Consider the following 16640-nt stretch of genomic DNA (forward strand, 5'->3'; position numbering starts at 1 on the left):
AACGCGTCAGGACCAGGGATGAACAGCTTCGCGAAAAACTTCACCCGGTTCGCCACCGTCATCTCGCGCTGGGCCGGCCGACCCTATGTGTTCGCCACATGCTGCGTTCTGGTGGTGGCCTGGGCGCTCTCGGGACCGGTGTTCGGCTTCTCCGACACCTGGCAGCTGGTGATCAACACCTCCACCACCATCATCACCTTCCTGATGGTGTTCCTGATCCAGAACACCCAGAACCGCGACAACAACGCCATCCAGGCCAAGCTCGACGAGCTGATCCGCGTAGGCCGGGCGCACAATAGCTTCATCGGCATCGAGAACCTGGGCGACGAAGAACTCGAGCAGATCCTGGCCGAATGCGACAGGCATGGCACGCGCCTTCGCGAGGAAGCGCGCAAGCAGGGCGGGCGGGGCGCCGCCGCGGCCCGCGCCGCGGCCCCGCGCAAGGGCCAGGGTTCGGGCGGCGCCAAGCCGCCGGCCCGGCGCAAATCCAACAAGGCGAAGGCCGCAAGCTAGGGCTTGGCGCGCCGCAGGAAGGCCCCCAGGGCCCAGGCGTGGGAATCGTGGCGCAGCCGCGCGATCGCCTCCAGCGGCGCCAGCCACTCCAGGGTGTGGTCGTCCTCGATCTTCAGGTGCGGGGCTTCCGTCTCGATCTCGACCACGAACAGCGTCTGGCGATTGTTGTAGGCCTTCCCGTCGGTGTTGACGAAGAACTGGTCGGCGCTGCCGTAAACGTCGCCGGCGCGCACCTTGAGCCCCGTTTCCTCGCCGAATTCGCGGACCACCGCCTGGGCGGCGTCTTCGCCGGCGTCGAGGGCTCCGCCCGGCAGGTCGATCCAGGGCGCATGGCCCGGCTTGGCCACCCGCACCACCGCCACCCGCCCGTCACGGACGGCCACGCCGAACGCCGCCGGCCGGTCGGCGTAGTCCCTGCCCGCCTCGGGTTGGCCGAACTGGGGGACGATCGCCATCAGTCCACTCCGTAAAGCGCGTCGAACGGATCGACGCGGCCGGCCTCGACATCGGCGACGCTCACCGCGGGCCAGCCGACCTTGGCGGCCGCCGAGGCGCGCCAGGCCTCGGTGATCGCATCGCGCAGTTCGCTGGCGCCGGCGGCCAGGCGGGCCGTCGCGAAGGCGCCGCCGCGGGGATCGTTCGGCGCCAGTCCGCCGGATTTCTCAAGCTGGTAGAGCGACTCGACCAGGGCTGCGGTTCCCGCGAGATAGGCGGCGGTCCGGACCTCGATCGGCCGCGCGTCCAGCGCTGGCGGCGCCATCGCCGCGCGCACCGCGTCCGGCTTGACCTGAGCGAACACCAGGTCGCCCTCGAACGGTCCGTGGATCTTGGCCTGAGTGTAGCCCTTTGGGTTCGGATAGTCGCCCCAGCCGTTGTAGTGCGCGGTGACGTGCAGCGGCTGCGCCCCGTCGCCCACCAGGTGCGACAGGTCGCCGATCGTGCGCAGGATCTGGGCTTCCCGCCGGCGCCGATCCTCGGCGTACCAGGCGCGGCGGCCCGGGTCGGCGGATCGCGCCTCGGCCGCGTTCAGGGCCCGCCAGTAGCCGAAGTCCTTGGCGAGCTGCTGCCAGCTCTCGATGATGGAGTACGGCAGGTAGCCGGCCTTCCAGCTGTCCGTCCCGGCGGCGCGCAGCGCGGTCTCGTAGTCGGCCCGGGTCGGCGGCAGGGCGCCAAGGGTGGGCCCGCCCAGGATGCGCCCGTCGTCCTCGACGTCCACGAAATGGCCCGGGTCGCGGTTCTGGTCGTGCACCTCGCCCGCGCCCTTGGACCGGTCGAGCTCACGCGACAGCTCGCCTACGTCCGACGCCGCCGTCGGCGTGCGCAGGAAGGCCGGCGTCTCCGCCGGCAGGGCCTCCATCGCCGCCTGGCCGATGATGCGGTGGCCCATGGCGCCCCAGGCGAGGGCGTGGCCGGGGACGAGCGCCAGCACGCAGAGCGCGGCGGCGGCGGGACGGATCAGGCGGTGCATTGGGACTCCTCAGGCGATGCCGAGAGCCGCCTCCACCCGCGCCACCCAGGCGAGGACCCGCGGATAGTCGGCTAGGTCGAAGCCGCCCTCGTGCGCCACCCGCGTATAGGCCACCAAGGCGACATCGGCGAGACTGAGCCGGCCGCCGACCAGGAAATCGTCCTGCGCGAGCGCGTCGTCCAGGCGCTTCAGGGCGCCCCTGCCCCGCTCCACCAGCTTGGGGTCCAGGTCGGCGACCGCCTTGCCCAGGTAGTGGACGTGGAACCGGGCGACGGCGACGTAGGGCTCGTGGCTGTACTGCTCCCAGAACATCCACTCCAGCATCCGGGCCCGCTCGTAGGCGTCGGCCGGGATGAGGTCCGATCCCTCGGCCAGGTGCAGAATGATGGCGTTCGACTGGGCGAGCGGCCGGCCGTCCCCCAGCACCACCAGCGGGACCTGCCCGGCCGGGTTCAGGGCCAGGAACTGCGGCGTGCGGGTCTCCGCCTTCAGCACGCTGGTCTCGATCCAGTCGTAGGGCCGTCCCAGGCGATCGGCCGTCCATTTCACCTTCAGGCAGTTGCCCGAGATCGAGTCGCCGTAAATCTGAAGCGCCATTCACCCTGCCCCAAAAAAGCCTCGGGAACGATTAGCTTCGCGGATTCAACGCGCAAGCGAATGAGTCTAACAGGCAGCTTAGCTTGGCTGACTCGTTTTGCTTGTCACGCTTGGCCAAGTCCCTCAAAACGCTTGGCGAAAACCAGTTCAACGACTGAGGAGACGCCCCCGTGCGACGCCCCCTCGCCGCCCTGGCAGCCGCCCTTCCCCTCATGATCGCAGGGAGCGCAGCCCAAGCCGCTCCCGCCGTGACCGACCCGATCGGCGACCTGATCGTGTCGCTGTTCGCCGGCTCGCCGCCCGGCACTCCGGACTGGAATCTGAAGGCCACCCTCTATCACGCCGGCGCCAAGGGCGTGGGCTCGCTCGACTCCCTGGGCTGCAAGGTCGTGGCCATGCGCACGGCCGCGGTGGACCGAAACCTGATCCCGCGGCGCACCGTGCTGTTCATCAAGGAGACGGTGGGCCTGCCCCTGCCCGGCGGCGGCGTGCACGACGGCTACTGGTACGCCTCCGACACCGGCGGGGCGATCAAGGGCGAGAAGATCGACCTCTACACCGGCCACGGGGCCGCCTCGATGGCCCCGATGCGCAAGCTGAACCTGGCGAAACTCACCGTCAGCAAGGTTGGCGAGTTTAAGGGCTGCCCGCCGGCCGAATAGGCCGCGCCGCCGTCAGGTCTCGACGAAGGCGCGCTCCAGCACATAGTCGCCCGGCTGGGCTATCGAGCCTTCGACATAGCCCATGGCCTCGAGCTGGGCCTTCAGGTCCGCCAGCACCGAAGGCCCCCCGCACAGCATGACGCGGTCCTCCGCCGGGTTGAACGGCGGCAGCCCCAGGTCGCGGAACATCTGGCCCGAGGCGATCAGGTCGGTGATCCGGCCCTGGGTCTTGAACGGCTCGCGGGTGACGGTGGGATAGTAGCGCAGCTTGGGGGCGACGATCTCGCCGAGGATCTCGTCGTTCGGCAGCTCGGTTTCGAACAGCTCGCGATAGTTCAGGTCCGCCACCTGCCGGACGGTGTGCGTCACCACCACCGTCTCGAAGCGCTCATAGACGTCCGGGTCGCGCGCCAGCGAGAGCCAGGGCGCCAGGCCGGTGCCGGTGCCCAGCATGTAGAGCCGCTTGCCCGGCTTCAGCCCGTCCAGCACCAAGGTGCCGGTCGGCTTCTTGCCGATCAGCACCTCGTCGCCGACCTTGATGTTCTGCAGCCGCGAGGTCAGCGGGCCGTTCTGCACCTTGATCGAATAGAACTCGAGCTCGTCGTGCCAGGCCGGGCTGGCGATCGAATAGGCCCGCACCAGCGGCTTGCCGTCCACCTCCAGTCCGACCATCACGAACTGGCCGCTCTGGAAACGCAGGCCGGGATCGCGGGTGGTGCGGAACGAGAACAGCTCGTCGGTCCAGTGCTGCACCCAGGTCACGCGCTCCACGAGGAAGGCGCCGCGGGCTTTGCTGGGGGCCGGAGCGGCCACGGTGGCGTCAGTCATGCTCAACTCGGGTTTCTGGCCAGGGCGATCGCAGCAAGCGCGATTCTACCCGGCGTTCCTTGAGATCGGACAAATCGGGAGGCGCTAGATGTCGCCGCCGACATTGGTGGCGGCTCCCGGCGCGCGGGCCAGATGTATGCCGCATTCAGTCTTTTCGGAACCCTTCCAGCGGCCGGCGCGCACGTCTTCGCCCTCCTCCACCGGCTGGGTGCACGGCCAGCAGCCGATCGAGGGGAATCCCTGGGCGACCAGCGGATGGGCCGGCAGCTCGTGGCGGGCGGCGTAGTCGTCGAGCTCGGCCTTGCCCCAGTTGGCCAGCGGATTGAACTTCACCTGCTCGCCGGCCTGCTCGACCACGGGCAGCGAGAGCCGGTCCCCGCCGTGGAAGCGCTTGCGCCCGGTGATCCAGGCGTCGAACTCCTCCAGCGCCCGGTCCAGCGGCAGCACCTTGCGCACGTGACAGCAGGCGTCGGTGTCGGTCTGCCACAGCTTGGCCTGCGGATCGGCCACGGCCAGGTCCTGATAGGCCGGGCGCAGGTCGCGCACGCCCGTCAGTCCCAGCCTGGCGGCCAGTTGCTTGCGATAGTCCAGGGTCTGGCCGAACAGCATTCCGGTGTCCAGGAACAGCACCGGAATGTCGGGCTTCACCTGCGCGGCCAGGTGCAACAGCACCGCCGATTCCGCGCCGAAGGAGGAGACCAGCGCCAGCTTGTCGCCGAAGGTTTCGACCGCCGCCTCCAGCACAGTGGCCGGATGGGCGTGGCGCAGCTCGGCGTCGAGCCGGGCGGCGGGCGAAAGCCGCTCCAGTTGATCGTAGGCCATGCTCATGTCCCCTGCCGCTCCACGAAGGCCGGCGCGCGGCCGTCGGTCGAGCGTTGATAGACGTGGCGGTAGCGCGAGGCGGCCCGCGCCCAATCCGCCGGCGAGGCGCCGTCGGCGGGTTCGAAGGCGTCGAAGCCGGTGCGCACCATGAAGCCGGCCTGCTCGCGCAGCACCTCGCCCGCCGCGCGGACCTCTCCTGTGAAGCCGAAGCGCTCGCGCAGCAGCCGCGCGGAGGTGTAGGCCCGCCCGTCGCGGTACTTGGGGAAGGCCAGCACCACCACGGCCAGGCGCGGCAGGTCATAGGCCAGGGCCTCGACCTCCTCCGCCGGCTCCAGCCGCACGCCCAGCGCCCGGCCCTCGCCCAGCAGCGCCTCGCCCTCGGTCTGGAAGCGGCCCAGCGAGATGATCACGTCCCCGGGCGGGACCGGCTGATCGTCGGCCACCGCGGTGAAGGCGTCCTCCACCTGAACCATCTGGCCGTCGACGAGCTTAATGAGCAGCGGCATAGACGGCCTCTTTGAACGGGGCGACGCCGGTGCGCCGGAAGGTGTCGAGGAAGCGCTCGCCGTCGGCGCGCTCGCGCATGTAGACCTCGACCAGGGTGTCCACCGCCTCGGCGACCTTGTCGGCCGGCAGCGCCGGTCCAAGGATCTGGCCGAGCGAGGCGTCCTCCGCCCCCGAGCCGCCGAGCGTGAGCTGGTAGAACTCCTCGCCCTTCTTATCGACGCCCAGGATGCCGATGTGGCCCACGTGGTGGTGGCCGCAGGCGTTGATGCAGCCGCTGATCTTGATCTTCAGCTCGCCGATGGCCTCGGCGCGGTCCTGGTCGGCGAACTTCTCGGCGATGTCCTGGGCGATCGGGATCGCCCGGGCGTTGGCCAGGGCGCAGTAGTCCAGCCCCGGGCAGGCGATGATGTCGCTGATCAGGTTGATGTTGGGCGAGCCCAGCCCCGCCTGCGCCAGCAGGGCGTAGACGGTCGGCACGTCGTCCTGCTTCACGTGCGGCAGCACCAGGTTCTGCTCGTGCGTCACCCGGATGTCGTCCTGGCCGTAGCGCTCGGCGATGTCGGCCAGCAGGTCCATCTGGTCGGCGCTGGCGTCGCCCGGCGTCTGCCCCACGGCTTTCAGCGACACCTCGACGATGGCGTAGCCCGGCTTCTTGTGAGCCTTGACGTTGTTGCGCGCGAACCGGGCGAAGGCGGGGTCCGACGCCTTGGCCGCCTCGAAGGCCGCGGACACCGGCGGAAGGGTCTCGAAGGTCTTCGGCGCGAAGGCGGCGCGGATGCGGGCCAGCTCCAGGTCCGGCACGTCGCCGGCCGGGCCGATCTTCTCCCATTCGGCCTCGACCTGGCGGGCGAACTCCTCCGCCCCCAGGGCCGCGACCAGGATCTTGATGCGCGCCTTGTAGATGTTGTCGCGCCGGCCGTGGCGGTTGTAGACGCGCAGCACCGCTTCCAGGTACGAGAACAGCCGGTTGGCCGGCAGGAACTCCCGGATAGTCGGCCCCACGTAGGGCGTACGCCCCATGCCGCCGCCGACGATCACCTCGAAGCCGAGCTGGCCGTCGCGGCCGCGCCTCACCATCAGCCCGATGTCGTGCACCTTGGCCGCCGTGCGGTCCTTGGCCGAGGCGGTGACCGCGATCTTGAACTTGCGCGGCAGGAAGGTGAATTCCGGGTGCAGGCTCGACCACTGGCGGATCGCTTCGGCCCAGACCCGCGGATCGTCCAGCTCCTCGGCCGTCGCCCCGGCGTAAGGGTCGGCCGTGGTGTTGCGGATGCAGTTGCCGCTGGTCTGGATGGCATGCATGTCCACGCTGGCCAGGGCGTCCAGGATGTCGGGCGCGTCCTTCAGCTTGATCCAGTGGAACTGCAGGTTGGTGCGCGTGGTGAAGTGGCCGTAGCCCTTGTCGTAGGTGCGCGCGATCCAGGCCAGCTTGCGAAGCTGGCGCGCGTTCATCGAACCGTAGGGGATGGCCACCCGCAGCATGTAGGCGTGAAGCTGCAGATACAGGCCGTTCATCAGCCTCAGGGTCTTGAACTGGTCTTCGCTCAGCTCGCCGGCGAGCCGGCGCTGCACCTGTTCGCGGAACTCGGCCGAGCGGTCGGCCAGGAACTGCTTGTCGAGGGAGTCGTAGAGATACATCGCGCCCTCACTTACGCCTGATGAGATTGACCCGGCCGGTGGACCGGGCCGCGCCGGCGGCGTGCTGCAGGGCTTCCACCACCGCCCCGCCTTCGGCCTGCTTGCCGTGATGCAGATGATTGGTCGGGCCGAGCGCGCGGATGCGCTCGCGGTAGCTGACCGGCGCCCAGTACCCTTCCGACTGGGTCAGATCGATCAGATAGGGCTCGATCACGACCGTGGGCTGGGCCTTGGCGTGGCCCTCGGCGGCTTCGGCGGCGTCGGCCTGGTCCTGGCCGAACAGCTGGGCGTCGGCGAAGCGCTCCACCCAGCGGCCGTCGGACCAGAAGACGACCTCGCCGTCGGTCAGGCGGTTGGCGGTCAGCGCCCTCATCACATCACTCCCCGGCCCGGCGCGCGGGCCTCGTTCACTGCTTGCACCCGTCCCTCGCCCGCCTGGGCGAGCGCCATGGCCTCGCCGACCATCAGCAGCGCCGGACCCGAGAGGCCAGCCGCCGCCTCGCCCAGCGTCGCCAGGGTGGTGACGATCCGCCGCTCGTCGGGACGGCTGGCGTTCTCGACGATCAGCGCCGGGGTGGCCGGCGCGCGGCCCGCCCCGATCAGGCGCGCAGCGATCTCGCCGGCGGTAGACAGGCCCATGTAGATGACGACGGTCTGGTTCGCCCGCGCCAGCGAGGCCCAGTCCAGGTCCGGCGCCTCGCCCTTCGCCGCGTGGCCGGTGACGAAGGTGACCGCCTGGGCCGAGCCGCGGTGGGTCAGCGGCGCGCCGGCGTCGGCCGACGCCGCCAGGGCGGTCGTGACCCCGGGCACCACGTGGCACGCCACGCCCGCGGCACGGCAGGCTTCGAGTTCCTCGCCGCCGCGGCCGAAGATGAACGGGTCGCCCCCCTTCAGCCGCACCACCTCCAGCCCCTCGAGGGCGAAGGCGACCAGCATGCGGTTGATCTCCTCCTGGGCGTAGGCGTGACGCGACTTGCGCTTGGCCACGCTGATCCGGCGGGCGCGGGCGGGGGCCAGGTCGAGGATTTCCTGCGAGACCAGGCCGTCGTGGACCACCACGTCGGCGCGGCCGAGCGCCTTCAGCGCCTTCAGCGTCAGGAGCTCCGGATCGCCGGGTCCTGCGCCCACCAGCCAGACCGAACCGGCGGGGCGGCCGCGTGCGCCGCCCAGGACGACCAGGCGATCCGACGTGTCCGACTTGCGTCCGCGTTGCGGCATGGCTTTAGCTTCTCTAAACGCTTACCTTGAAGGCCGTGGCGGGGCGGACTTGCGTCCGCCCCGCCGATCGCCCGCCGACGAAAAGGGCCGATACATCGGTGAGCGGTTGCAAACTGGGGCCCGGGTCGCCACTTCGCAACCCAAGGAGTTCTGCCGGGCTTGTCAGGAAAACTCATGGAACGAACCGCCGAGCGACGCCGACTTCCGCCGCTCAACGCCTTGCGGGCCTTTGAGGCCGCCGCCCGGCACCTCAACTTCAGCCGCGCCGCCGACGAGCTGTCGGTGACCCCCGGCGCCGTCAGCCAGCAAATCCAGAATCTGGAGGACTACGTCGGCGCGGCCCTGTTCAAGCGCACGCCCAAGGGCCTGCTCCTGACCGACGCGGCCCAGACCGCCCTGCCAGCCCTGCGCGAGGCGTTCGACCGCCTGGCCGAGGCCGCCTCCATGCTGACCGCCGCGGTGGACGGCCGCCGGCTGACCCTCACCGCCGCCCCCTCCTTCGCCGCCAAGTGGCTGGTGCCGCGCCTGGGCCGGTTCGAGCAGGCGCATCCGCAGGTGGACGTCTGGCTCTCGGCCGGCATCGAACTGGTGGACCTCGCCGCGGGCGAGGTGGACGTGGCGATCCGCTACGGCGCCGGCCGCTATCCGGGCCTGGAGGTGCAGCGCCTGATGAGCGAGACGGTGATCCCGGTGATCAGCCCGGCGCTCCTGGAGACCACGCCGCTGACCGGGCCGGCGGACCTCGTCAACCACGTGCTCCTGCACGACGGCTCGCCCGAGCCCGACGATTCCTGCCCCGACTGGACCATGTGGCTCGCCGCCCGCGGGGTGAAGGGCGTCGACGGCGCCCGCGGTCCGCGCTTCAATCAGTCGAGCCTGGTGATCGAGGCCGCCGCCAACGGCCGGGGCGTGGCGCTCGCCAAGCGCACCCTCGCCCAGGCGGACCTGGAGGCCGGCCGGCTGGTGGCGCCGCTGCAGATCGCCACCGCAGTCGACTTCGCCTATTACCTCGTCCATCCCAAAGCCAAGAGCCGCCTGCCGCAGGTCAAGGCGTTCATCGCCTGGATCACCGCGGAGGCCGAAGCGCACGAAGCGGCGCTGAAGGCCATCGACAACGGCGCCGGAATCTAGTTCCACCCCGCCATGACCATTCAGATCGACGACCGTGTCCGCCCGCAGGACTGCACCACCATGGCCGAGGTGCGCCAGGGCGTGGACGCGCTGGACCGGGCCCTGGTGGCCCTCCTGGCCGAGCGCCAGGGCTATATGGACGCCGCCGCCCGCATCAAGACCGATCGCGGCCGGGTTCGCGACCCCGCCCGCATCGAGGACGTGGTGGCCAAGGTGAAGGCGGCCGCCCGCGCGGCCGGCCTGTCCGAGGCGATCGCCGAGCCGGTCTGGCGCACCCTCGTGGACCGCTGCATCGCCTATGAATTCGCGATCTGGGATCAGACCCGCGGCGAGCGCAGGGACTGAAGCGCCCGCTCGTGGACGTAGGCGGCCACGTCCGACAGGGCGAGGTCCAGGGCGTCGCGCACCCCGTCCAGGGCGGCCGGGCCGTCCCGTTCGGCCCGCTCGCACGCCTCGCCCAATGAAAAGGCGCCGATCCCGCGCGCCGAGCCCTTGATGGTGTGCACCGCGTCGCGCCAGCCTTCGACGGCCGGGTCCAGCAGGCTCGACCAGATTTCGGCCTGTTCGCGGAACAGCGACAGCACCTCCTCGATCACCTCGCCGTCGCCCGCGGCGAAGTCCTCCAGATAGGCGAAATCCACTGCGCCGGTCAGATCGCGCCTGGCCATTTCACGTCCTCCGTACGGGGCTGAAATCGCGCCCTTGCCATCGTCTCGTTTTCGCGTATTTTCCGCGCCCTCGCCGCCGGGCCTCAACGGGTCCGGAGCCGGGACGGGTGTATAGCTCAGTTGGTAGAGCAGCTGACTCTTAATCAGCGGGTCCAAGGTTCGAATCCTTGTACACCCACCATTCTCTTCCGCCGCCGACGCGGCCCGAGGCCTTCCTGACAGACTAGGTGTGACGTGCAGGCGCGCTGCGCCGTCCGCCCGTCGTGCGCGGCGGCCTGGGACGCGGCCGCGCGCGGCCGCGTCCGGTGTCGCAAGCTCAGCTCGACTGGGTGGTGTCGGGCAGGCCCAGGATGCGCTTGGAGATGATGTTGTTCTGGATCTCGGCGGAGCCGCCGTAGATCGACATCGCCTTGCCCGAGAGCCAGCCGCGCACGGCCTCGATCTCCTCCTTCGCGAAGGCCTCGCCCTCCCAGCCCAGGCCCTGGGCGCCCATGATCTCCAGGGTCAGCTCGGCCCGGGTCTGGGCCACGTGGGTGGCCGAGTTCTTCAGCACCGAGGCCGCGTTGGTGGCGCCGGACGCCCCCTTGGCCTCGGCCGCGGCGCGGGCGAGGGTCAGGTTGTGGATGCGCGCGTCCATCAGGTGCTGGGTCAGGCGGGTGCGCAGGTCCGGGTCGGCGATGCGGCCCTTGCCGTCCACCTCGACGTAGCGCTTGGCGATCTCGTGCAGCGGGGTCTGACGGCCGCCGCCGGAGGCGCCGGTCTGGCTGGCCCGCTCGTGCTGCAGCAGGCGCTTGCCCACCGTCCAGCCCTCGTTGAGCTTGCCCAGCAGCGCGTCCTTGGGCGCCTTGGCGTCGGTGAAGAAGGTCTCGCAGAACGGCGAGGCGCCGGCGATCAGCTTGATCGGCCGGGTCTCGATCGCCGGCTGGTGCATGTCGATCAAAAGGAAGCTGATGCCGTCATGCTTCTTCACGGTCGGATCGGTCCGCACCAGGGCGCCGCACCAGTCCGAGTACTGCGCGCCGGAGGTCCAGATCTTCTGGCCGTTGATCACCCAGTGGTCGCCGGCGTCCTCGCACTTGGTCTGCAGGCTGGCCAGGTCCGAGCCGGCGTTCGGCTCGGAATAGCCGACGCACCATTGCACCTCGCCCCGCACGATCGGCGGGATGTGCTTCTGCTTCTGCGCCTCGGTGCCGTAGTCCAGGATGGTCGGCCCGATCATCGTCACGCCCATGCCGAACATCAGCGGGTTGAAGGCCCCGGCCTTGGCCATCTCCTGGGCCAGGGCGCGGGCTTGCGGGATCGACAGCCCGCCGCCGCCGTACTCCTTCGGCCAGGTGGGCGTGCCCCATCCCTTCTCGCCGATCGCCTTGCGCCAGGCCTTCAGGTCGGCGTTCGGCGTGGTGATCTCCGCCGAGGCCAGGACGGCTTGCCCCTTCAGGGACGCCGGGAAATTGGCCTCCAGCCAGGCCCGGACCTCCGCGCGGAAGTCCTCCAGCTCGATGTCGCCGCCGAAGTCCGCCATTCCGAATCCTCCAACACTATCGTCGTGCTTGCGCCCAGTATCCGACGGCGACGCCACGTCAGGTCAATCGGCTCGATCCAATTGGCCGCAGGCGCCCCTCTGCGTCGTCAGCGCAGGGACGCGTTGATCCGCTCCAGGGCCGCCGCGCCCGGCGAGAGCTCGGCCTCGGTCAGGGCGTTGAGCGGGGCCTCCACCGTGCCGAGGTTCTCGTGCAGATCCTGCGCCTCGGGATCGATGAACAGAAGCCCGGTCACGATCTCCCCCAGCGCCTGGCGCGCCTGCAGATAGGCCATCGCCCCCACCCGGTCCGAGGGGTCGTAGTGCTCGGCCAGCTTGTGCAGGCGCAGGATCGAACCGTCGTGCTGGGCCACCGGAACGGTCTCGCCCGGCCCGTAGTCCACCGTGATCGGCGAGCGCGGCAGCACCACGTCCAGCCGGTTCACCGCCTCGTTGTGCTCGCGCACATAGTCGTAGGACTTGGTCGAGCCCTGATGGTTGTTGAACTGCACGCAGGGGCTGACGCAGTCGATGAAGGCCGCGCCGCGGTGGCGCAGTCCCGCCTTGATCAGCGGCACGAGCTGGGCCTTGTCGCCGCTGAACGCCCGGGCGACGAAGGTGGCGCCCATCTGCAGGGCCAGACTCACCATGTCGATGCCGGCGTCGTGGTTCACCACCCCCTTCTTCGACTTCGAGCCCTTGTCGGAGGTGGCCGAGAACTGGCCCTTGGTCAGGCCGTACACGCCGTTGTTCTCGACGATGTAGAGCATGTTCACGCCGCGGCGGATCGAGTGGGCGAACTGGCCCAGGCCGATGGAGGCGGAGTCCCCGTCGCCGGAGACGCCCAGGTAGATCAGGTCGCGGTTGGCCAGGTTCGCCCCGGTCAGCACCGAGGGCATGCGGCCGTGCACCGTGTTGAAGCCGTGGGAATTGCCCAGGAAGTAGTCCGGCGTCTTGGAGGAGCAGCCGATGCCCGACAGCTTGGCCAGCCGGTGCGGCGGCAGGTCCAGCTCGTAGCAGGCCTGGATGATCGCCGCCGAGATGGAATCGTGCCCGCAGCCGGCGCACAGGGTCGAGACCGAGCCCTCGTAGTCGCGGCGGGTGTAGCCGAGGGCGTTCGGCTTCAGCCCTGGGTGATGCAGGCGCGGCTTGGTGATGTACGTCATTCGGCGGCCTCCGGCATCGGCTTGCGGTCGGCCATGTGGCGCTGGACCGCGTCGGCGATGAAGCGGGCGGTGATGGGGGTGCCGTCGTAGTGCAGCACGGCGGTCAGGCGGTTGGGATCGACCTCGCCCTCGTTGATCAGCAGGGTGCGAAGCTGGCCGTCGCGGTTCTGCTCGATGACGAACACCCGCTCGTGGGCGGCGATGAAGGCGAACACCTCGTCGGGGAACGGGAAGGCCCGCACACGCAGGGCGTCCAGGTGCAGGCCCCGTTGCTGCAGCACGTCCAGCGCCTCGTGCACGGCCGGGGTGGAGGAGCCGAAGTAGATCACCCCCTCCCCCGTCGCCCGCGCCGCGTCGCGCCGCACCGGCGCCGGGACCAGCGCGCGGGCGGTGTCGAACTTGCGCAGGAGCCGCTCCATGTTGCCCACGTAGACCGGCCCCTCCTCGCTGTAGCGGGCGTAGGGATTGCGCGAGGTGCCGCGGGTGAAATAGCCGCCTCGGGTCGGGTGGGTGCCCGGATAGGTGCGGTAGGGAATGCCGTCGCCGTCGACCTCCAGGTAGCGCCCGAAGTCGCGCCCCGCCTCCAGGTCCTCGTAGGTCATCACCTTGCCTCGGTCGAGGCGGCGCGCGTCGTCCCAGCGGAAGGGCTCGGTCAGCCACTCGTTCATGCCGATGTCCAGGTCGAGCATGACGAAGATCATCGTCTGCAGCCGGTCGGCGAGGTCGAAGGCCTGGGCGCCCATCTCGAAGCACTCGCCCGGGTCGGCGGGCAGCAGCAGCACGTGCTTGCTGTCGCCGTGGCCGGCGTAGGCGGCCGCCAGGAGGTCCGCCTGCTGGGTTCGGGTCGGCATGCCCGTGGAAGGACCGCCGCGCTGCACGTCGAAGATCACGCCCGGGATCTCGGCGAAATAGGACAGGCCGATGAACTCGGTCATCAGCGAGATCCCCGGCCCCGAGGTGGCGGTGAAGGCCCGCGCCCCGTTCCAGCCGGCGCCCACCACCATGCCGATCGAGGCGATCTCGTCCTCGGCCTGGACGATGGCGTAGCGCGCCTTGCCGGTCTGCGGATCGATGCGCAGCTCCTCGCAATAGCCGGTGAAGGCCTCGGCGAGGGAGGTGGACGGGGTGATCGGATACCAGGCGCAGACGGTGGCCCCGCCGTAGACGGCCCCCAGGGCCGCAGCCGCGTTGCCCTCCACGAAGATGCGATCGCCGACCTGGTCGGCCCGGCGCACCTGCAGGCCCAGGGGCTGCAGGTGCTCGGCCACGTAATCCCGGCCCATGTGCAGGGCTGCGACATTGGCCTTGATCAGGCGCTCGCGGCCGGCGAACTGTTCGGCGAACAGCTGCTCAAAGGCCTCGGTCTCAACGCCCAGCAGGGCCGCAAGGGCCCCGACATAGATGATGTTCTTGAAAAGCTGACGCTCGCGCGGGAGCTGGTAGGCGGCGTTGCACATGGCCGTCAGCGGCACGCCCACCACCGTCACGTCGTCGCGGAACATCGACGGCGCCAGCGGCTTGGTGGAATCGTAGAACAGGTAGCCGCCCGGCTCGATCTCGGCCACGTCCTGGGCCCAGGTCTGCGGGTTCATCGCCACCATCAGGTCCACGCCGCCGCGGCGGCCGAGCCGCCCGGCTTCGGTGACCCGCACCTCGTACCAGGTCGGCAGGCCCTGAATATTGGACGGGAAGATGTTGCGGGCGGCCACCGGCACGCCCATGCGCAGGATCGCCTTGGCGAACATGCCGTTGGCGCTGGCCGAGCCCGAGCCATTGACGTTGGCGAACTTGACGACGAAGTCGTTGACGGCCTCTAGCGGCATGATCCCCCCGCATGGGTCATTTCCAGCAGGAACTTCTGCATGTCCCACGCCCCCGTGGGGCACCGCTCCGCGCACAGGCCGCAGTGCAGGCAGACGTCCTCGTCCTTCACCATCACCCGCCCCGTGGCGAGGGGCCCGGAGACGTAGAGCGCCTGGTCCAGGTTCAGCGCGGGGGCTTTCAGGCGCCCCCGGAGGTCGTCCTCCTCTCCGTCCTCGGTGAAGGTGATGCAGTCCGTCGGGCAGATGTCGACGCAGGCGTCGCACTCGATGCAGGCCGGGGCGCTGAAGACCGTCTGCACGTCGCAGTTCAGGCAGCGCTGCGCCTCGCGGTAGGCGACCTCCCGGTCAAAGCCGAGCTCGACCTCCACCTTTACGTCGGTCAGCGCCACGGCCTTGTCGAGCATCGGCACGCGGAAGCGCGGATCGTTGGCCGGGGCGTTGTCGTAGCTCCACTCGTGGATGCCCATCTTCTGGCTGACCAGCGAATAGCCGGGCTCCGGCCGCTCCCTCAGGTCCTCGCCCCGGCAGAACTTGTCGATGGAGATCGCCGCGTCGTGGCCGTGGGCGACGGCCCAGATGATGTTCTTCGGGCCGAAGGCGGCGTCCCCGCCGAAGAACACCTTGGGCAGGCTCGACTGGAAGGTCGCAGCATCGACCCGCGGCATCTCCCATTCGTCGAAGTCGAGCCCGATGTCGCGCTCGATCCAGGGAAAGGCGTTCTCCTGGCCCACGGCGATCAGCACGTCGTCGCATGCGAAGTGCTCGTCGGGCTCGCCGGCGGGCACGAGGCGTCGGCGCCCGCGCGCGTCGTACTCGGCCAGCACCTTCTCGAAGGTCACGCCGGTCAGCCGCCCGCCCTCGTGGGTGAAGGCCTTGGGCACGAGGTAGTTGAGGATCGGGATGCCCTCGTGCAGGGCGTCCTCCTTCTCCCACGGGCTCGCCTTCATCTCCTCGAAGCCGGAGCGGACGATCACCTTGACGTCCTCGCCCCCCAGCCGGCGCGAGGTCCGGCAGCAGTCCATGGCGGTGTTGCCGCCGCCGAGCACGATCACCCGCCGGCCGACCCGCTCGACATGGCCGAAGGAGACGTTGGCCAGCCAGTCGATGCCGATGTGGATGTTGGCGGCGGCCTCCTGGCGGCCCGGCAGGTCCAGGTCGCGGCCGCGGGGCGCGCCGGTGCCGACGAACACCGCATCATAGCCCTCGTCGAGCAGGGCCTTGAGGCTGTCGACCCGCTCCCCCAGGCGCAGCTCCATCCCCAGGGCGGTGACGTAGCCGACCTCCTCGTCGATCACCTCCTCGGGCAGGCGGAAGCGCGGGATCTGGCTGCGGATCATGCCGCCGGCCTTGGCCTCGCCGTCGTAGAGGGTCAGCGAATAGCCCAGCGGCGCCAGGTCGCGGGCCACCGTCAGGGACGCCGGCCCCGCGCCCACCAGAGCGATGCGCCGGCCGTTGGGGGCCGCGGCGGGGGCGGGCATCCGCTCGGAGACCTCGCCCTTGTTGTCGGCGGCCACGCGCTTGAGCCGGCAGATCGCCACCGGCTCGTCCTCCACCCGGCCGCGCCGGCACGCCGGCTCGCACGGCCGGTCGCACGTCCGTCCCAGGATCCCGGGAAAGACGTTGGACTTCCAGTTGACCATGTAGGCGTCGGCGTAACGGCCCTCGGCGATCAGCCGGATGTATTCCGGGACAGGGGTGTGAGCGGGACAGGCCCACTGGCAATCGACGACCTTGTGAAAGTAGTCAGGCCCCTCGGTACTGGTGCGCTGCACTGCGGCTTCCTTCCTGCGACGCCGTTCTCCCGCGGTGACCGGGACCGGGTCCTTTGGACCGTCCCGTCCTGCCGCGACGCAGCGTTCTTGTTCGATCGTATGACCCTGTCGGACCGTCAGCCAATCCATTTCTTGGCTGAAACAGCATCCGTCGCACGGCTACGCGAACGCCGTTCACATAGGAAGCGAGCCCCGGCCGCTCAACACCGGGCCGACGGCCACGGCGCCGCGCGCCCGGCAAGGCTACGTCACGTAAGCGGCCGCCTTTTCGGTGGCGCCGGGGATCGCCCGGGCCTAGTTCAGGCCGA

18 protein-coding genes and 1 tRNA gene are annotated in these 16640 nt (G+C 70.0%); 5 read left to right on the forward strand and 14 right to left on the reverse strand.

Going from position 1 to position 16640, the window contains the following annotated elements:
- Window positions 1-18 precede the first annotated feature (18 nt).
- Window positions 19-513 carry a low affinity iron permease family protein gene (locus ACK4YQ_RS10735; RefSeq protein ID WP_409611185.1) on the forward strand — a complete coding sequence of 165 codons (495 nt, stop codon included), beginning with the start codon at window positions 19-21 and terminating at the stop codon, window positions 511-513.
- Here the strand turns inward: ACK4YQ_RS10735 and ACK4YQ_RS10740 are convergent.
- The 3 genes from ACK4YQ_RS10740 to ACK4YQ_RS10750 are packed head-to-tail and all read right to left on the reverse strand — an operon-like array spanning window position 510 to window position 2578.
- A complete protein-coding gene (locus ACK4YQ_RS10740) occupies window positions 510-968 on the reverse strand; it encodes an NUDIX domain-containing protein (RefSeq protein ID WP_409611187.1) in 459 nt (152 codons plus the stop codon). The genes ACK4YQ_RS10735 and ACK4YQ_RS10740 overlap by 4 nt on opposite strands.
- A complete protein-coding gene (locus ACK4YQ_RS10745; protein WP_409611189.1) occupies window positions 968-1981 on the reverse strand; it encodes a S1/P1 Nuclease in 1014 nt (337 codons plus the stop codon). The genes ACK4YQ_RS10740 and ACK4YQ_RS10745 overlap by 1 nt, the downstream gene beginning before the upstream one ends.
- 9 nt (window positions 1982-1990) lie before the next feature.
- A complete protein-coding gene (locus ACK4YQ_RS10750; protein ID WP_409611191.1) occupies window positions 1991-2578 on the reverse strand; it encodes a glutathione S-transferase family protein in 588 nt (195 codons plus the stop codon).
- A 170-nt stretch (window positions 2579-2748) separates the two neighbouring features.
- Here ACK4YQ_RS10750 and ACK4YQ_RS10755 point away from each other — a divergent pair, with 170 nt between their 5' ends.
- Window positions 2749-3240 (forward strand): 3D domain-containing protein, encoded by a 492-nt coding sequence (locus ACK4YQ_RS10755; RefSeq protein WP_409611193.1) that lies wholly within the window; start codon window positions 2749-2751, stop codon window positions 3238-3240.
- Window positions 3241-3252: 12 nt separating this feature from the next.
- Here ACK4YQ_RS10755 and ACK4YQ_RS10760 read toward each other — a convergent pair whose 3' ends face one another.
- From ACK4YQ_RS10760 to cobA, 6 genes are all read right to left on the reverse strand, one after another.
- Window positions 3253-4068, reverse strand: coding sequence for a ferredoxin--NADP reductase (locus ACK4YQ_RS10760; protein WP_409611195.1), 816 nt, complete (start codon window positions 4066-4068; stop codon window positions 3253-3255).
- An 84-nt stretch (window positions 4069-4152) separates the two neighbouring features.
- Complete coding sequence (locus ACK4YQ_RS10765; RefSeq protein WP_409611326.1) at window positions 4153-4890, reverse strand: phosphoadenylyl-sulfate reductase; 738 nt, start codon at window positions 4888-4890, stop codon at window positions 4153-4155.
- 2 nt (window positions 4891-4892) lie between these two features.
- Window positions 4893-5396, reverse strand: coding sequence for a DUF934 domain-containing protein (locus ACK4YQ_RS10770; protein ID WP_409611197.1), 504 nt, complete (start codon window positions 5394-5396; stop codon window positions 4893-4895).
- Entirely contained in the window at window positions 5380-7035 is a 1656-nt protein-coding gene (locus ACK4YQ_RS10775) for a nitrite/sulfite reductase (protein WP_409611199.1), read from the reverse strand. The genes ACK4YQ_RS10770 and ACK4YQ_RS10775 overlap by 17 nt, the downstream gene beginning before the upstream one ends.
- Before the next feature lie 7 nt (window positions 7036-7042).
- On the reverse strand, window positions 7043-7408 hold the full coding sequence (locus ACK4YQ_RS10780) for a DUF2849 domain-containing protein (RefSeq protein ID WP_409611201.1): 366 nt from the start codon (window positions 7406-7408) through the stop codon (window positions 7043-7045).
- The gene (gene cobA / locus ACK4YQ_RS10785; RefSeq protein ID WP_409611203.1) at window positions 7408-8253 is read right to left on the reverse strand and encodes a uroporphyrinogen-III C-methyltransferase; all 846 of its coding nucleotides are present in this window, start codon (window positions 8251-8253) and stop codon (window positions 7408-7410) included. Before cobA ends, ACK4YQ_RS10780 begins: the two co-directional genes overlap by 1 nt.
- 174 nt (window positions 8254-8427) lie before the next feature.
- On the opposite strand from cobA, the gene gcvA reads away from it, so the two are divergent.
- Both gcvA and ACK4YQ_RS10795 read left to right on the forward strand, forming a co-directional pair.
- The gene (gene gcvA, locus ACK4YQ_RS10790) at window positions 8428-9384 is read left to right on the forward strand and encodes a transcriptional regulator GcvA (RefSeq protein WP_409611205.1); all 957 of its coding nucleotides are present in this window, start codon (window positions 8428-8430) and stop codon (window positions 9382-9384) included.
- A gap of 12 nt (window positions 9385-9396) precedes the next feature.
- Window positions 9397-9729: a chorismate mutase gene (locus ACK4YQ_RS10795; protein ID WP_409611207.1), complete on the forward strand. Its 333-nt coding sequence runs from the start codon at window positions 9397-9399 to the stop codon at window positions 9727-9729.
- Here the strand turns inward: ACK4YQ_RS10795 and ACK4YQ_RS10800 are convergent.
- A complete protein-coding gene (locus tag ACK4YQ_RS10800) occupies window positions 9702-10052 on the reverse strand; it encodes an Hpt domain-containing protein (protein ID WP_409611209.1) in 351 nt (116 codons plus the stop codon). The two genes, ACK4YQ_RS10795 and ACK4YQ_RS10800, sit on opposite strands and share 28 nt — an antisense overlap.
- A 105-nt stretch (window positions 10053-10157) precedes the next feature.
- Here ACK4YQ_RS10800 and ACK4YQ_RS10805 point away from each other — a divergent pair.
- Window positions 10158-10233 (forward strand) — tRNA-Lys (locus ACK4YQ_RS10805).
- Between the two features lie 135 nt (window positions 10234-10368).
- On the opposite strand, the gene ACK4YQ_RS10810 is transcribed toward ACK4YQ_RS10805, so the two are convergent.
- From ACK4YQ_RS10810 to ACK4YQ_RS10825, 4 genes are all read right to left on the reverse strand, one after another.
- Window positions 10369-11574, reverse strand: coding sequence for an acyl-CoA dehydrogenase family protein (locus ACK4YQ_RS10810; RefSeq protein WP_409611211.1), 1206 nt, complete (start codon window positions 11572-11574; stop codon window positions 10369-10371).
- 107 nt (window positions 11575-11681) lie between these two features.
- Window positions 11682-12737: a 2-oxoacid:ferredoxin oxidoreductase subunit beta gene (locus ACK4YQ_RS10815; protein WP_409611213.1), complete on the reverse strand. Its 1056-nt coding sequence runs from the start codon at window positions 12735-12737 to the stop codon at window positions 11682-11684.
- Complete coding sequence (locus ACK4YQ_RS10820; protein WP_409611215.1) at window positions 12734-14560, reverse strand: 2-oxoacid:acceptor oxidoreductase subunit alpha; 1827 nt, start codon at window positions 14558-14560, stop codon at window positions 12734-12736. The genes ACK4YQ_RS10815 and ACK4YQ_RS10820 overlap by 4 nt, the downstream gene beginning before the upstream one ends.
- On the reverse strand, window positions 14551-16332 hold the full coding sequence (locus tag ACK4YQ_RS10825) for an FAD-dependent oxidoreductase (RefSeq protein ID WP_409611217.1): 1782 nt from the start codon (window positions 16330-16332) through the stop codon (window positions 14551-14553). Before ACK4YQ_RS10825 ends, ACK4YQ_RS10820 begins: the two co-directional genes overlap by 10 nt.
- Window positions 16333-16640 lie beyond the last annotated feature (308 nt).

Origin of the sequence: Phenylobacterium sp. (genome assembly GCF_046291545.1) — a bacterium.
In the GTDB taxonomy this organism is placed as follows: Bacteria; Pseudomonadota; Alphaproteobacteria; order Caulobacterales; family Caulobacteraceae; genus Phenylobacterium.

What these genes read in the sequence shown, in the direction of transcription:
- ACK4YQ_RS10735 (WP_409611185.1), top strand. Translation starts at nt 19, where the DNA reads ATGAACAGCTTCGCGAAAAACTTCACCCGGTTCGCCACCGTCATCTCG.
- ACK4YQ_RS10740 (WP_409611187.1), bottom strand. Translation starts at nt 968, where the DNA reads ATGGCGATCGTCCCCCAGTTCGGCCAACCCGAGGCGGGCAGGGACTAC.
- ACK4YQ_RS10745 (WP_409611189.1), bottom strand. Translation starts at nt 1,981, where the DNA reads ATGCACCGCCTGATCCGTCCCGCCGCCGCCGCGCTCTGCGTGCTGGCG.
- ACK4YQ_RS10750 (WP_409611191.1), bottom strand. Translation starts at nt 2,578, where the DNA reads ATGGCGCTTCAGATTTACGGCGACTCGATCTCGGGCAACTGCCTGAAG.
- ACK4YQ_RS10760 (WP_409611195.1), bottom strand. Translation starts at nt 4,068, where the DNA reads ATGACTGACGCCACCGTGGCCGCTCCGGCCCCCAGCAAAGCCCGCGGC.
- ACK4YQ_RS10765 (WP_409611326.1), bottom strand. Translation starts at nt 4,890, where the DNA reads ATGGCCTACGATCAACTGGAGCGGCTTTCGCCCGCCGCCCGGCTCGAC.
- ACK4YQ_RS10770 (WP_409611197.1), bottom strand. Translation starts at nt 5,396, where the DNA reads ATGCCGCTGCTCATTAAGCTCGTCGACGGCCAGATGGTTCAGGTGGAG.
- ACK4YQ_RS10775 (WP_409611199.1), bottom strand. Translation starts at nt 7,035, where the DNA reads ATGTATCTCTACGACTCCCTCGACAAGCAGTTCCTGGCCGACCGCTCG.
- ACK4YQ_RS10780 (WP_409611201.1), bottom strand. Translation starts at nt 7,408, where the DNA reads ATGAGGGCGCTGACCGCCAACCGCCTGACCGACGGCGAGGTCGTCTTC.
- cobA (WP_409611203.1), bottom strand. Translation starts at nt 8,253, where the DNA reads ATGCCGCAACGCGGACGCAAGTCGGACACGTCGGATCGCCTGGTCGTC.
- gcvA (WP_409611205.1), top strand. Translation starts at nt 8,428, where the DNA reads ATGGAACGAACCGCCGAGCGACGCCGACTTCCGCCGCTCAACGCCTTG.
- ACK4YQ_RS10795 (WP_409611207.1), top strand. Translation starts at nt 9,397, where the DNA reads ATGACCATTCAGATCGACGACCGTGTCCGCCCGCAGGACTGCACCACC.
- ACK4YQ_RS10800 (WP_409611209.1), bottom strand. Translation starts at nt 10,052, where the DNA reads ATGGCCAGGCGCGATCTGACCGGCGCAGTGGATTTCGCCTATCTGGAG.
- ACK4YQ_RS10810 (WP_409611211.1), bottom strand. Translation starts at nt 11,574, where the DNA reads ATGGCGGACTTCGGCGGCGACATCGAGCTGGAGGACTTCCGCGCGGAG.
- ACK4YQ_RS10815 (WP_409611213.1), bottom strand. Translation starts at nt 12,737, where the DNA reads ATGACGTACATCACCAAGCCGCGCCTGCATCACCCAGGGCTGAAGCCG.
- ACK4YQ_RS10820 (WP_409611215.1), bottom strand. Translation starts at nt 14,560, where the DNA reads ATGCCGCTAGAGGCCGTCAACGACTTCGTCGTCAAGTTCGCCAACGTC.